The 11,957-nt window shown below is 61.7% G+C and carries 12 protein-coding genes; 3 read left to right on the forward strand and 9 right to left on the reverse strand.

Going from position 1 to position 11,957, the window contains the following annotated elements:
• Positions 1 to 118: 118 nt before the first annotated feature.
• The 8 genes from BA011_RS13935 to BA011_RS13970 form a co-directional block, all read right to left on the reverse strand.
• Positions 119 to 859, reverse strand: a complete 741-nt coding sequence (locus BA011_RS13935) for a metallophosphoesterase family protein (RefSeq protein ID WP_065280908.1) — start codon at positions 857 to 859, stop codon at positions 119 to 121.
• 352 nt (positions 860 to 1,211) lie between these two features.
• Positions 1,212 to 1,568: a hydroxyisourate hydrolase gene (gene uraH, locus BA011_RS13940; protein WP_065280909.1), complete on the reverse strand. Its 357-nt coding sequence runs from the start codon at positions 1,566 to 1,568 to the stop codon at positions 1,212 to 1,214.
• Positions 1,565 to 2,086: an ureidoglycolate lyase gene (locus tag BA011_RS13945; RefSeq protein WP_065280910.1), complete on the reverse strand. Its 522-nt coding sequence runs from the start codon at positions 2,084 to 2,086 to the stop codon at positions 1,565 to 1,567. Before BA011_RS13945 ends, uraH begins: the two co-directional genes overlap by 4 nt.
• A complete protein-coding gene (locus BA011_RS13950) occupies positions 2,070 to 2,432 on the reverse strand; it encodes a DUF86 domain-containing protein (RefSeq protein WP_065280911.1) in 363 nt (120 codons plus the stop codon). The genes BA011_RS13945 and BA011_RS13950 overlap by 17 nt, the downstream gene beginning before the upstream one ends.
• Complete coding sequence (gene uraD, locus BA011_RS13955) at positions 2,429 to 2,929, reverse strand: 2-oxo-4-hydroxy-4-carboxy-5-ureidoimidazoline decarboxylase (RefSeq protein ID WP_065280912.1); 501 nt, start codon at positions 2,927 to 2,929, stop codon at positions 2,429 to 2,431. Before uraD ends, BA011_RS13950 begins: the two co-directional genes overlap by 4 nt.
• Entirely contained in the window at positions 2,929 to 3,852 is a 924-nt protein-coding gene (puuE, locus tag BA011_RS13960) for an allantoinase PuuE (RefSeq protein WP_065280913.1), read from the reverse strand. The genes uraD and puuE overlap by 1 nt, the downstream gene beginning before the upstream one ends.
• 115 nt (positions 3,853 to 3,967) lie before the next feature.
• Positions 3,968 to 4,675 (reverse strand): DUF1045 domain-containing protein, encoded by a 708-nt coding sequence (locus BA011_RS13965; protein ID WP_027664029.1) that lies wholly within the window; start codon positions 4,673 to 4,675, stop codon positions 3,968 to 3,970.
• A 114-nt stretch (positions 4,676 to 4,789) separates the two neighbouring features.
• Positions 4,790 to 5,968, reverse strand: a complete 1,179-nt coding sequence (locus tag BA011_RS13970; protein WP_065280914.1) for an NAD(P)/FAD-dependent oxidoreductase — start codon at positions 5,966 to 5,968, stop codon at positions 4,790 to 4,792.
• Here BA011_RS13970 and mnmD point away from each other — a divergent pair.
• Positions 5,967 to 6,710: a tRNA (5-methylaminomethyl-2-thiouridine)(34)-methyltransferase MnmD gene (mnmD, locus tag BA011_RS13975; RefSeq protein ID WP_065280915.1), complete on the forward strand. Its 744-nt coding sequence runs from the start codon at positions 5,967 to 5,969 to the stop codon at positions 6,708 to 6,710. The genes BA011_RS13970 and mnmD overlap by 2 nt on opposite strands.
• On the opposite strand, the gene BA011_RS13980 is transcribed toward mnmD, so the two are convergent.
• Positions 6,704 to 10,093 (reverse strand): PAS domain-containing hybrid sensor histidine kinase/response regulator, encoded by a 3,390-nt coding sequence (locus tag BA011_RS13980; RefSeq protein WP_065280916.1) that lies wholly within the window; start codon positions 10,091 to 10,093, stop codon positions 6,704 to 6,706. The genes mnmD and BA011_RS13980 overlap by 7 nt on opposite strands.
• A 318-nt stretch (positions 10,094 to 10,411) precedes the next feature.
• Between BA011_RS13980 and BA011_RS13985 the strand changes: the two genes are divergently transcribed.
• Both BA011_RS13985 and BA011_RS13990 read left to right on the forward strand, forming a co-directional pair.
• Complete coding sequence (locus tag BA011_RS13985; protein WP_003561784.1) at positions 10,412 to 10,720, forward strand: hypothetical protein; 309 nt, start codon at positions 10,412 to 10,414, stop codon at positions 10,718 to 10,720.
• Between the two features lie 72 nt (positions 10,721 to 10,792).
• Entirely contained in the window at positions 10,793 to 11,908 is a 1,116-nt protein-coding gene (locus BA011_RS13990) for a DNA alkylation repair protein (RefSeq protein WP_065280917.1), read from the forward strand.
• The last annotated feature ends 49 nt before the right edge of the window (positions 11,909 to 11,957 follow it).

Raw genomic sequence — 11,957 nt, forward strand, 5'->3', positions numbered from 1 at the left:
CTGGACTAGAACAGGATGATTTTAGGCCGGCTCGGCCTAAAATCTGAATCCTGTTCTAAATTAAGTAGTTAGAGCATGATGTCGCCTGACAACTGCTCTCACTTTTCGGCATCATGCTCTATCTCACCCAACCCGCTGCCAGCGCGTCTGCCCAGTCGGCACGGCCCCTTTCGGCGGCCAGTGCCGACATCGCCATATGGTCATAGGCGACGGTTCGGAACTGCCATGTCCATCCGCCCGCCGCCTTTTCCAGAACGGCATAACTCGCCAGCGGATGGCCGGCCTCCACCTTGTGGTAATAAGGCAGTTCGTCGTTATAGGCCGGGCAGCCGACGCTGCCGGGATTGACGATCAGGCGGCCATCGGAGAGGCGCACAGCGCGGGGAATGTGGCTGTGGCCGCAGAGGATCAGCGGCAGGTCGACGCCTTCGGCCAATGCCTCGATCGCCTCGATCGGCTTCAGAAAAACGAAGCCCTCCGGCGAGACCGCTTCCAGCCAGTAGAGATTGTCATCCTTCGGCGTCGCGTGGCAGAGATAGACCTCGCCGCGATAGACGATATCGAATGGCAGGTTTCGGATCCAACTAAGATGAGACGACGACAATTGACCGTAGGCGACCTCATCCGAAGCATGCATTGCCGCCGGATCCTGCTCGATCAGATAGCGGTCGTGATTGCCGCGGACCGACGTCAGGCTAAGCGGCATCAGCAAGTCTGCGGTCTTGCCGGCATCGAGCGGGCCGCTGAAGAAATCTCCGAGATTGACGATCTCCTCGATCTCCTGCGCACGAATATCAGCAAGCACGGCCTCAAGCGCCAGATGGTTGCCGTGGATATCGGCAATTGCCGCAAACCGCATTTCTAGAGCCTTTCCTGGTTAGATTGAAGCATTCTGTTGGCTCAAACGGAGTCGGATGGTCGACCGGCCGGCGCGCGTCGTAGCCAAGCTCTACGGCCAAGCCGGCCGGTCGATCAGCCGGCCCGTTTCAGCCAACCCTCCAGATTTGCCTGGCAAATCTGCAAGACTTTAGAATCGCCGGGCGCACCTATTGCTTCGCATAGCGAAGCAGTGCGGCCGGTGGGCCGGGCATCTTTGCGCCAGGACAAAGGCGATCGGCTCGGACGTACCACGAAGTATGCCCTTCGCCAATCGCCTCTGCCCTGACGAAAACCTGCTCCGGCAGAATACTGCAATCTGACCAGCAAAGGCTCTAGCTCCCTCGGTAGGTAGAATAGCCGTAGGGCGATATCAACAACGGCACATGGTAATGCGCCGTGACGTCGGCAATGCCGAAGCGGATCGGCACGAGATCGAGGAAGGCGGGATGCGGCAGCGGCGTGCCGCTGGCCCTCAGATAATCGCCGGCGTGGAAGACCAGTTCATAGGTGCCGGCCCGAAAATTTTCGCCGATGAGGATGGGGCCGCCATCAACCCGGCCGTCGGCATTGGTCTCCACCGTCTTCAGATGCCTGCGAATCTCGCCGTCAAGCTGGAAAAGATCGATCCTCAAGCCCTCGGCCGGCTTGCCGAGAGCGGTGTCGAGAACATGTGTGGTCAGTCCGTTCATGGGGCTGGCTCTTTGATGATATAAGGGGTTTCGAAGAAGTATTCTTCCAGATTATTGTCCGGCCCGTCACGGTCGACGACCAGAAAATCTGAGGCTTGGCCGAGCGCCATCAGCGGATGGTGCCAGACGTTGCGGCGATAGTTCACGCCCTGGTCGCCGCGCGCCAGAAACACCTGCGGCCTGCCCGGGCGACCGTTCTCATCCTCGGAGACGACGACGAGAAAAGGACGGCCCGAGACCGGCGAGAAACTCTGGCTGCCGAAAGGATGGCGCTCCATCATGGTGACTTCATAGGGGAAGTTGCGCGGCTGGCCGCGAAAGAGGTTGATGATGACGCGCGCACCCTCGCCCGTCGCCTCGGTGGCGGCGAGCGCATGGAAACGCTCCGTCGTGCCGCCATTGATGAGCCGCATCGAGGCGGGGTCGGCTTCGATCACCTCGCCGAAGGGAGCAAAGGCGGATCTCGAAAGCCGACGGATGTCGAGATGTGGGGGCAATCGCTCACTCACCTTGGGCATGCCAGTGACGGATGGCATCGATCGCGGAAAGAAGCTCCGGCAGCGTGCGATACGTCGCCTCCCAGATGTCGGAAGGATCGAGATCGAAGACGCCGTCGAGGATACGGTTGCCCGTGCCGCAGATTTTCGTCCACGGCAGATCGGGATGCTCGCTCGCAAATTCCGGATGAGTCACCAGCAAGCGGGATGCCGCGGCACCGATGGTGAAGTGGCAAAAGGTGACCGCCTTGAAAGTGAGCTTGTCCCCGGCGAACACCGCCCCATCCATTCCGCCGACGAAAGACAGCGCTTCGGATGCCGCCTCATACATCTCATTGAGATAGTCGATCGCGCGCCGCTCGTTCATTCAACCTCCGGCAGCATCGTCGTAAGGCGCAGCAGCGCGATCCGCTCGACTTGCGCCGTCGCGGTCGCAAATTCCGCGTCCCTGCCATTGCCGATCCGTGTTTCGAAGGCCGACAGGATATCGTCCTTGCCGAGCCCCTTGACGGCGATGATGAAGGGAAAGCCGAATTTTTCGACATAGGCCGAATTGAGTTCGGTGAAGCGGGCATGTTCGGCCGGGCTCAGGCGGTCGAGACCGGCGGCGGACTGCTCCTTCCTGCTGTCTTCGGTGAGTTCGCCCGTTATCGCGAGGCGCCCGGCAAGGTCAGGATGGGCGCTGAGCACGCCGAGGCGCTCCTGCGGGCTTGCCGCCCGGAAGACGGCGGTTAGCGACGCATGCACGCCGGCTGCCGTCAGCGGCTCCGTCATGTGGCCGGCGTCATAGGCGCGCTCGGCGATGAAAGGCGAATGTTCAAAGACGCCGCCGAAGCGGGAAACGAAATCCTCGCGCGACATCATCAGAGCGCTTCCGGCTGATGGTGCTTGTGCCAATGCTCGGCGATCTCGATGCGGCGCGGAATCCAGACCTTGTCATGCTTCAGCACATATTCGATGAAGCGCTTCAGCGCTGCCGCCCGGCCGGGGCGTCCGACGAGGCGGCAATGCAATCCGACCGACATCATCTTCGGGCTGCCCGCCTTGCCTTCCTCATAAAGCGTGTCGAAGGCATCCTTCAGATAGGTGAAGAACTGATCGCCGGCATTGAAGCCCTGCGGCGTCGCAAAACGCATGTCGTTGGTTTCGAGCGTATAGGGGATGATCAGGAAGGGTTTCCCGTCGACGCCCTTCACCCAATAGGGCAGGTCGTCGGCATAGGAATCGGAGGAATAGAGGAAACCGCCCTCCTCCTGCACCAGCCGAAGCGTATTGTCGGAAGGCTTGCCCTGATACAGGCCATAGGGCCGCTCACCGGTAAGTTCGGTATGCAGGCGCACCGCTTCGAGGATATGCTTGCGCTCCAGATCTTCAGGAAAATCCTTGTATTCCAGCCAGCGGTAACCGTGGCTGGCGATCTCCCAACCGGCCTCCTTCATCGCGGCGACGGCCTCGGGGTTGCGGGCCATCGCCAGCGTCACGCCGTAGACAGTTGCCTGCACCTTGAGATCGGTGAACATCCGCCAGAGCCGCCAGAAGCCGGCACGCGAACCATACTCATAGATCGATTCCATGTTGAGGTTGCGCTGCCCTGGCCAGGCGGCCGCACCGACGATCTCCGACAGCAGGTTTTCGGAAGCAGTATCTCCGTCGAGGATCGAGCTTTCGCCGCCCTCCTCGTAGTTGATGACGAACTGCACGGCGATGCGTGCCTCGTCCGGCCATTTCGGATCGGGCGTCAGACGCCCGTAACCGACGAGATTGCGCGGATAAGTCTCGGATACCATCAAATCACCTTCTGAAAAGACGGGGAACGGTAGCATCCGCAGCTGGAATGTCGAGACGGAAACTGCTCCGCCGGATTTTGCCTTTACGACACAAGCCTTTAGCCCATCGGCAGACTCAAGCGATTTTGCGCGCGCTGACCTTGCCCATCGGATGCAGCGAATGAACGCGGAAAGGGCCGCCAGTACCCTCCTCGATCATCAGCGCCACGTTCGAAACTGTGACAGGTTCGCAGAGGACAGGCTCGAAGATCGTCCGCAACGCCGGCTCGATGCGCGGCATGTCGATCGCGTTGACGGGGCCCGTCACCGGCATATGAAAGCGGAACTCCTCCATCACATAGGGATTGCCCCAGCGATGCAGATTGGAAAATTGCGTCGCCGACAGCCCATCCGGATCGCTGCGTTCGATCTCGGCCTCGCTGAGCGGTGCGCGGAAACGATCGAATTCCTGCACGATCGCCGAGGCGAGATACTGGATCTGCTCGCAGGGCGTGCTCGGCAGCAGGCTGTAGAAATTGCCGAGCCGGGCGACTTCGATACGCGGAATCTGGAAGGGAACGAAGGTCCCGGAAAAACGCATGAGATCGCGCAAGAGTTGCGATTCGGGCATGTCGCGGGACAAGTGGAACGGTGCCTTCAAAACGCCGTGAAATCCGTAGCGCCGCGGCACGGCGGTATGGAAGGCGATCTCGTGAATGCCGAGGCCACGAACTGCCGGAGGCTCCATCATATCGCCCGAAAACACGTTTCGGCCAAGCCAATTGGCGGCCACGAGCGACAACGGGTCGCTCGCCGGAGGCGTGAAGCAAATGGCATAGCGCATGCAATTTCCTCCATCAAGGAAGTGAGCGCCGTTCAGATCCGGCGCTGTCGATGCGCAAGCAGATAGGTGATTTGCATGACAGAATAACGAAACGCAGCGGCGTCTAATTCACGTTTAACGTGAAGCCACCGCAATATGGTTTGAAATCGCGAAACTTTCCGGCAGCAAAAATCCGCAGTCTGTATCGCCTGCGATACATATCGCCGCCTCCGCCAGCCGGTGGGCGAGGCCGAAACTGACCTTAAAGCCGCCGGTCAGCGCGATCAGGCGCCGGTGGTCGGGATGGCGACCGATCATCGGATCCCGATCGATCGCCTTCGGGCGAAGCCCGGCCCAGCGCTCGACAATAGGGGCGTCGCGAAGCATCGGTACGATGTCGCGCGCCGCCTCGATCAGCACGTCGAGCTGGACGTCGGTGGATGTAGGATCGTCAAAACGGTTCTCACTGGTGCTGCCGATCGCCGCGTGCCCGCCTTCATGCGCTACGACATAGAGCCCGTCGAGGAAGATCGTCGGCAGCGCCGGGTCGATATCGGCTTTCAATAATGCCGCCTGCCCCTTGACCGGCTGGCCGAGCGGTTGTTTCAGCCCCGGCGTCAGGCCTTGCAGCAACGGAAAGGACTGATGGCCGGCGGCCAGGATGCAGTGACTGAAAACGATGGTTTCGCCGTTGATTTCGGCCGTACCGCGATCGGGATCGAGGCCGGCAACCGTCGCATGCTCCAGAATGCGAACATGCTTTGCCCGCCGCAGGAAGGCGATGAGCGCTGCGACCAGCAAGCGGGGTGCAACGCGGGCGGCGAGCGTGTCGTGCACGAAGCCGCTCTCGCCGGCAGACGCCTTGATCCAACCGTCTACATCAGGCCTGTCGAGCACATGCCAGTGGAAGCGGCGCTCGCCCGCCCGCCAATGGCGTTCGGCGTCCTCGAAATGGCCGCGCGCTATTGTGTTGAGATGCGGCTTTGGCAGCGGGATCAGCCGTCCGGACCTGCGATAACCGGCAGAGAGTCCGGTCTCAGCTTCGAGAGCAGCGATCTCGGCTTCGAGCGAGACCAGCGCATCGAATTGGAACTGCTTCTTCTCCGACCACCGGTCCGGCATATGCGGCATCAGCGCGCCGAGCAGGCCGCCGCTTGCACCTTCGCCCAACCTGCCGGCGTCGGCAATAACGGCACGGATGCCTCGGCGCTCGGCATGGACGGCCGCCCAGAGCCCCATGATGCCGCCGCCGACGATCAGCAATTCTGAGGACGATTGACCTGAGACCGGCTGAGGACTATCGGCTTTTTCCATGACAGACCTGAACCCCGATCAGATTGGCGCAGGCGCCCCGCAGCCGCTCGAATGGCGCGACGGCGATATGCCCTATTCCACCGCCTTTGGCGATCATTTTTATTGCCAGACCGATGGGCGGCTGGAATGCGGCCATGTTTTTCTCGCCGGTAACGGCCTGCCGGAGCGCTGGAACGGGCGGCAGAGATTCCTGATCGGAGAACTCGGCTTCGGCACCGGACTGAACTTCACTGAAACCTGGCGGCAATGGAAACTCCAGCGTGCAGACGGCCAGCACCTGCATTTCATCTCCTTCGAACTCCACCCGATGCGCGGCGAAGAAATCGGCCGGGCGCTGTCGCACTGGCCGGAGATCGATGCCGAACGCGAAGCGCTGACGGCGGCCTGGCCGGAAATACCGGCCGGTATCGTGCGCCTCGATCTCGATGCCCATACGACGCTCAGCGTCGTATGCGGCCATGCCTTGGACAGCGTCGCCGCGGCCGAAGATGACTTCGACGCCTGGTATCTCGACGGCTTCGCCCCGTCGCGCAACAGCGATATGTGGTCGGAGCAGCTGATGCGGCTCGTCTGCGAGAAAAGCGCAGCCGGTGGCACCTTCGCCACCTATGCGGCGGCTGGCTTCGTGCGCCGCAACCTCATCGCCGCAGGCTTTGCCGTCGAGCGCCGCAAGGGCTTTGCCGGCAAGCGCGAAATGCTCTGCGGCGCCAAGGCGTCAGCCGATCAGCGTACAGATCAGTAGCTGGTGCGCCCTGGCTGCTGCTCACTTGTTCCAAGCCACTGGCGGATTTTTTCCTCGAGCAGTTCGGGGCTGATCGGCTTCGACATGTAGTCGTCCATGCCGGCATCGAGGCAGAGCTCACGGTCGCTTTCGAGCGCATGGGCGGTAACGCCGATGATCGGCACCCGGTGCCCCTGCCCCTTTTCCCTTTCGCGGATCGCCCGGGTCGCCTGATGGCCGTTCATGACGGGCATTGAGACGTCCATCATGATAATGCGCGGCGCATGCCGCTCCCAGGCGGCGACTGCTTCCTCGCCATTGTCGACGACGAGGAAGGAAAGACCCGTACCTTGCAGGATCTGGGTGAAGACGATCTGGTTGACCTCGTTGTCCTCGGCGACGAGCACGTCGAAGAATTCAGCGGCTCGCTTCTGCGGCGCAGGCGCGGGCGCGGCCACTTCCGTCTGCAGCCGGGCAATCTCGGCCTCGGATGCCTGCTTGACGCGGCTGGCGCGCACCACCTCGACGACGGTGTTGCGCAGCACGTTGGCGCGCGCCGGTTTCATCAGATGCGCGTGGCCATTCAGCGCCGCGAATTCCTTTTCCGTGCCGGAAATATCCATCGACGTCAGGAAGATGATCGGCAGTTCGACGAAGCGGGGATCGGCTCGTAGCCTGCGCGCGACATCGGCGCCGTTCATATCGGGCATGTGATAGTCGAGCACGACGGCATCGACGGTAACGCCGAGACCGGCCGCCGCCTCCAGAATCGCAAGCCCGGTGCCGCCGCCCTCGGCGGCCACGCCGTCGAAACCCCAGAGAGACAGCTGCTCGGTGAGGATTCGCCGGTTCACCTCATTGTCGTCGACGACGAGGATGCGCGCACCCTGCACGTTGATCGGCAACGGCTTCGGCTCAAGGCGGGCAGCCGCCACCGCAAACGGCAGGTTGATGGTGAAGACGGAGCCCTTGCCCCATTCGCTTTCGACGTTGAGATAACCGCCGAAAAGGTCGACGAGCCCGGCGGTGATCGCAAGGCCGAGGCCGGTTCCTTCATGCCGCCGGGTCGACGAGGCGTCCACCTGCGAGAACTTGTCGAAGACCGATTCGAGCTTCTCCGGCGGGATGCCGATGCCGGTATCCTCGATGCGGATGCACGCCATGATCTCGCCCCCGGCGGCCGGCTGGAAGCCGACATCGACGAAGACATGGCCGCGCTCGGTGAACTTGACGGCGTTACCGACAAGATTGGTAACGATCTGGCGGAAGCGCCCAGCGTCGCCAATGACCGCGGCGGGCAAATCGGGCGCGGCCCGCACCAGGAGCTCGATGTTCTTCTCGGCGGCGTGCGAGGACAAGAGTGTCGCCACGTCCTCCACCGCTTCGGTAATATCGAACGCGGCTTTACGCAGTTTCATCTGCCCGGCATCGATCTTCGAAAAGTCGAGGATATCGTTGATGATCGTCAGCAGCGCGTTACCCGATTTGACGATGATGTCGACGAAAGTTTTCTGGCGCGTATCGAGGTTGGTCTTGGCAAGCAGTTCCGCCATGCCGAGCACGCCGTTCATCGGCGTGCGGATCTCATGGCTCATATTGGCGAGGAATTCGGATTTGGCGCGGTCGGCGGCTTCGGCGCGCGACAGCAGCTGGCGCAGTTCCTCTTCGCGGCTCTTCAGTTCGGTGACGTCGGTGAAGAGCGCCACCCAGTGCTGACCCTTGCTGACCGTCGCATCCATGTTCACCCAGCGCTCGCCGCAGACATGGAAGACGGTGGAAATCGGCAGCCTGGCCGCGATATTGTCGCGCCAGCCCTGCAGGATTTCCGCCGCCGCATCATGGAAATCACCACGCGCCGCGCAAAATTCGAACATGCCAATCCAGCCCTCGCCAGGCTCGAGATAGGTGGCGGGAATCTGCAGGATGTCAGAAAGCGCCTCGTTGGACATCTTGATGATGCCGTCCTGAACGATGGCCAGGCCCTGCGGCATGGCATGGGTCGCGTCGCGCATCATCTCGCCGAGATGCTCCAGCGCGGCGCGGGCCTCGTGGACTTCATTTTCCCGCTCACGCACGGCCGTAATGTCGGCGTAGGTGAGCAGGATCCGGTCGTTGGAGATACGGCGGCTATCGAAGATGACGGATTTGCCACCCGCCCAGCCGAGCTCGATCGGCTCGGGCTCCTCGGTTTCGAACAGGTGCTTGCGGAAAGCGTAGATTTCCTCGGGCGTCTGCGTGCCGCCGTAGCGACCGAGCTCATAATTGCGGCGGATGACGTCGATGAAGGGCCGGCCGTCGAAGGGATCGTCGAGCGGCAACTCCCAGATGCTGTAGAACTCGTCGTTGACGGAGAGGATCCGGTGGTCGTTATCGAGGATCAGCACGCCGATCGGAAGCGAGCGTAGGATATTCTCGATATCCCGGTGCAGCACCTCTTTGTGTTTCTGCGCCTCGATCAGCGCCTTCTCTCGCTCCTTGAGTGGCGAGATGTCCGAAAAGGAGCCGACGACATAGGCTCGCCCGTCCGCTGTCACGACGCGGTTGACGCGCGAGAGGACGGAATAGATATGGCCGTCCTTGCTCGGCAGCAGGCTTTCGATCTCCTTCGACTGGCCTCCCTGCAACGCCAGCAGGTTTTCCTGGTAGATCGCCTCGCCCCCGTCCTGACCGAACATTTCGTGTTCGGTCATCCCAAGGACCCGAGAACGACTATGGCCGCTGAAGGTCTCGTAATATTGATTGGCGTAGACGAGGCGATGCTTCTCGTCGCGCACGAAGGCTGCGACCGGTAGATCCTCCAGGATGGTCCGCAGCAGGTCGAGCTCATTGACGCTCTCGTGCCAGGCCGCGTCGCTGACAGCCGCAGGCTTTGCGTCGTTGCGATAGGCGGCGTTGACGACCAGCGGCCGGCCATCTTCGGCAAAGATGCCGATCGGATGGTCGAGCTGTTCCAGCGCCTCGCGTACGCGAGCGAAATCGGCGGCGACACCGGCGTCGCTAGTCATCCGAGGGTCGCCAGCGATCCCAGCGTCGCCAATCGCCCGACGCGGCGGCTCGCGCACTTCGAAGATACCGAGCACATAGGCCCGCTCCGGCGACGGTGAGAAGCTTTCGATCTGGATGCGTTCATGACTGAGGCCCGCCGCATCGAAGCAGATGGCGTTTTCCTCGGTGCCGAACACCAGTGCGCGGCGTTCCTTGTCCTCGCGCTCCTCTTCCTCGGGACGGTCGAGAAGCTCGCGGCTGCGCCTGCCGATGAAATCGGAGATCTCGCGGCCTAGAAAGCGGGCATAGGCCTCGTTGACGGCGATATAACGCAGCTCGCTGTTCTTGACATAGGCCGGGGTATCCAGATCAGCGATCCGGCGGCAAGCCAACTCCAGAAGTTCCCCGGCTGATTTCAAAAAATCGCTCCCGCAATGAATGAAATATCGACTACAAAAACTATAACGCCAAGGCTTTTAACAAGGTTTTAACCATAAAATTCGATAGCGGAATTTTACGAGCCGGCTCACCAAGCTGAAAACATTTCGGGATTACCAGCGCCGGCTTGCACGAGACTGAAAGGTCGCCCGCCAAAAATCCTTTCGACGTCGGGGATCCGTTGAAATCATGACGAAAATTTAATGCCGAAACCGCTTGCACGGCCATTGCGCTGCCGCGATCCGGGCCGAGTCTGCGGCATGGCTTTATGGAAGCCATGCCCATGAAAGGAAAATACCATGTCCGTTCTTCATAAGACCATGGCGACGGGCCTGATCGCGCTGACCTTTGCCGGCGCCTCGCTCGCCACCGCCACCACCGCCGATGCCCGTCCACGCGATGCCTTCTGGGGCGGCCTTGCCGCCGGCGTCGTCGGCGGCGCCCTGCTGTCGGAGGCAGCCCGTCCCGCCTACCCGGTCTATCCGGCCTATCCCGCTTACCGCCCCTACCCCGTTTACCGGACCTATTACCGGCCGGACTATTGCCACTTCGAATGGTTGCACGACGATTGGGGCAATCCCTATCGCGTCAAAGTCTGCCAGCGATAGCGAAAACCGCATCCGGCGCCGCTTGACCTCCCGGCGGCGCCGGTCCAATCCTCGCACAAAGGGAGGGCCAGCATGCCGGAACCGCTCAAGAACCTGCTGCATGAGGCATTGGTCGGCGATATGGCCGATCGCATTGCCGGCAACGCGCCAACTTTCGATAAAAACGGCTTCGTGACGCTGGCGACCGAGGGCCTCACCGCGCTGGAGCTGATGGAGCGCTCGACCCTGATCCGCGACGCGCTATTTGCCACGCTCCCTGGTGATTTCCGAGAGGCCGCAGCCATTCTGACGGCAAGCCTGCCCGCTGCCGGCAGACCAGGGCTCTCCGGCTGGATGCTGCTGCCGGTCAACCAGTTCATCGCTGCACGCGGCCTTGATCATTTCGATCTCGGCCTCGATCTCCTGAAGGCGCTGACGCCGCATTTCACCGCCGAATTCGGCATCCGCCCCTTTATCCACCGCGACCAGCAGCGCGCGCTGGCGATCATTTCCGGCTGGCTCGACGATCCCGACCAGCATGTGCGCCGGCTGGCGAGCGAGGGAACCCGGCCGCGCCTGCCCTGGGCGATGCGCCTGCCGCAGCTCGTCAAGGATCCGGCGCCAATCCTGCCCATCTTGATCGAGCTGATGGATGATCCGGAGGATTATGTGCGCCGATCCGTGGCCAACAGCCTGAACGACGTCGCCAAGGATCACCCGGATCTGGTCGCCGCCTTCATCGCCGGCCATATCGACGGCGCCTCCCCCGAACGCCGTTGGCTGCTGAAACATGCCTCGCGCACGCTTCTGAAGAAAGGCCATGCGCAGGCACTCGCCAATTTCGGCTTCGCCGCCACCACTTCGCTCGAATGCGAACTGCGGCTCCGGAATGCTGAGGTGATGTTCGGCGAAGGGCTGGATTTCGAAATCCGGGTGACGAATGCAGGCGAGCGAGCGCAGTCGCTGATGATCGACTACGCCGTTCACCATGTGAAGAGCGACGGTTCGCTCTCACCCAAGGTGTTCAAGTGCAAGGCGATAATGCTCGCTCCGGGGCAAAGCCATACAGTTGAGCGTCGCCACGCCATGCGGCCGATCACGACGCGGCGCTATTATCCAGGCGAACATCGCATCGCCATCCTCGTCAACGGCACGGAGACCGCATCGCAAAGCTTCGTCCTCGTCATGCCCTCACCTGACCAAGGCTGAGGCTTTCTTGTGCACCGCACTTGACTTTCCACGCGAACTAGCCCAAATG

The sequence above is a fragment of the Rhizobium leguminosarum genome (assembly GCF_001679785.1).
GTDB classification, from domain to species: Bacteria; Pseudomonadota; Alphaproteobacteria; order Rhizobiales; family Rhizobiaceae; genus Rhizobium; species Rhizobium leguminosarum_R.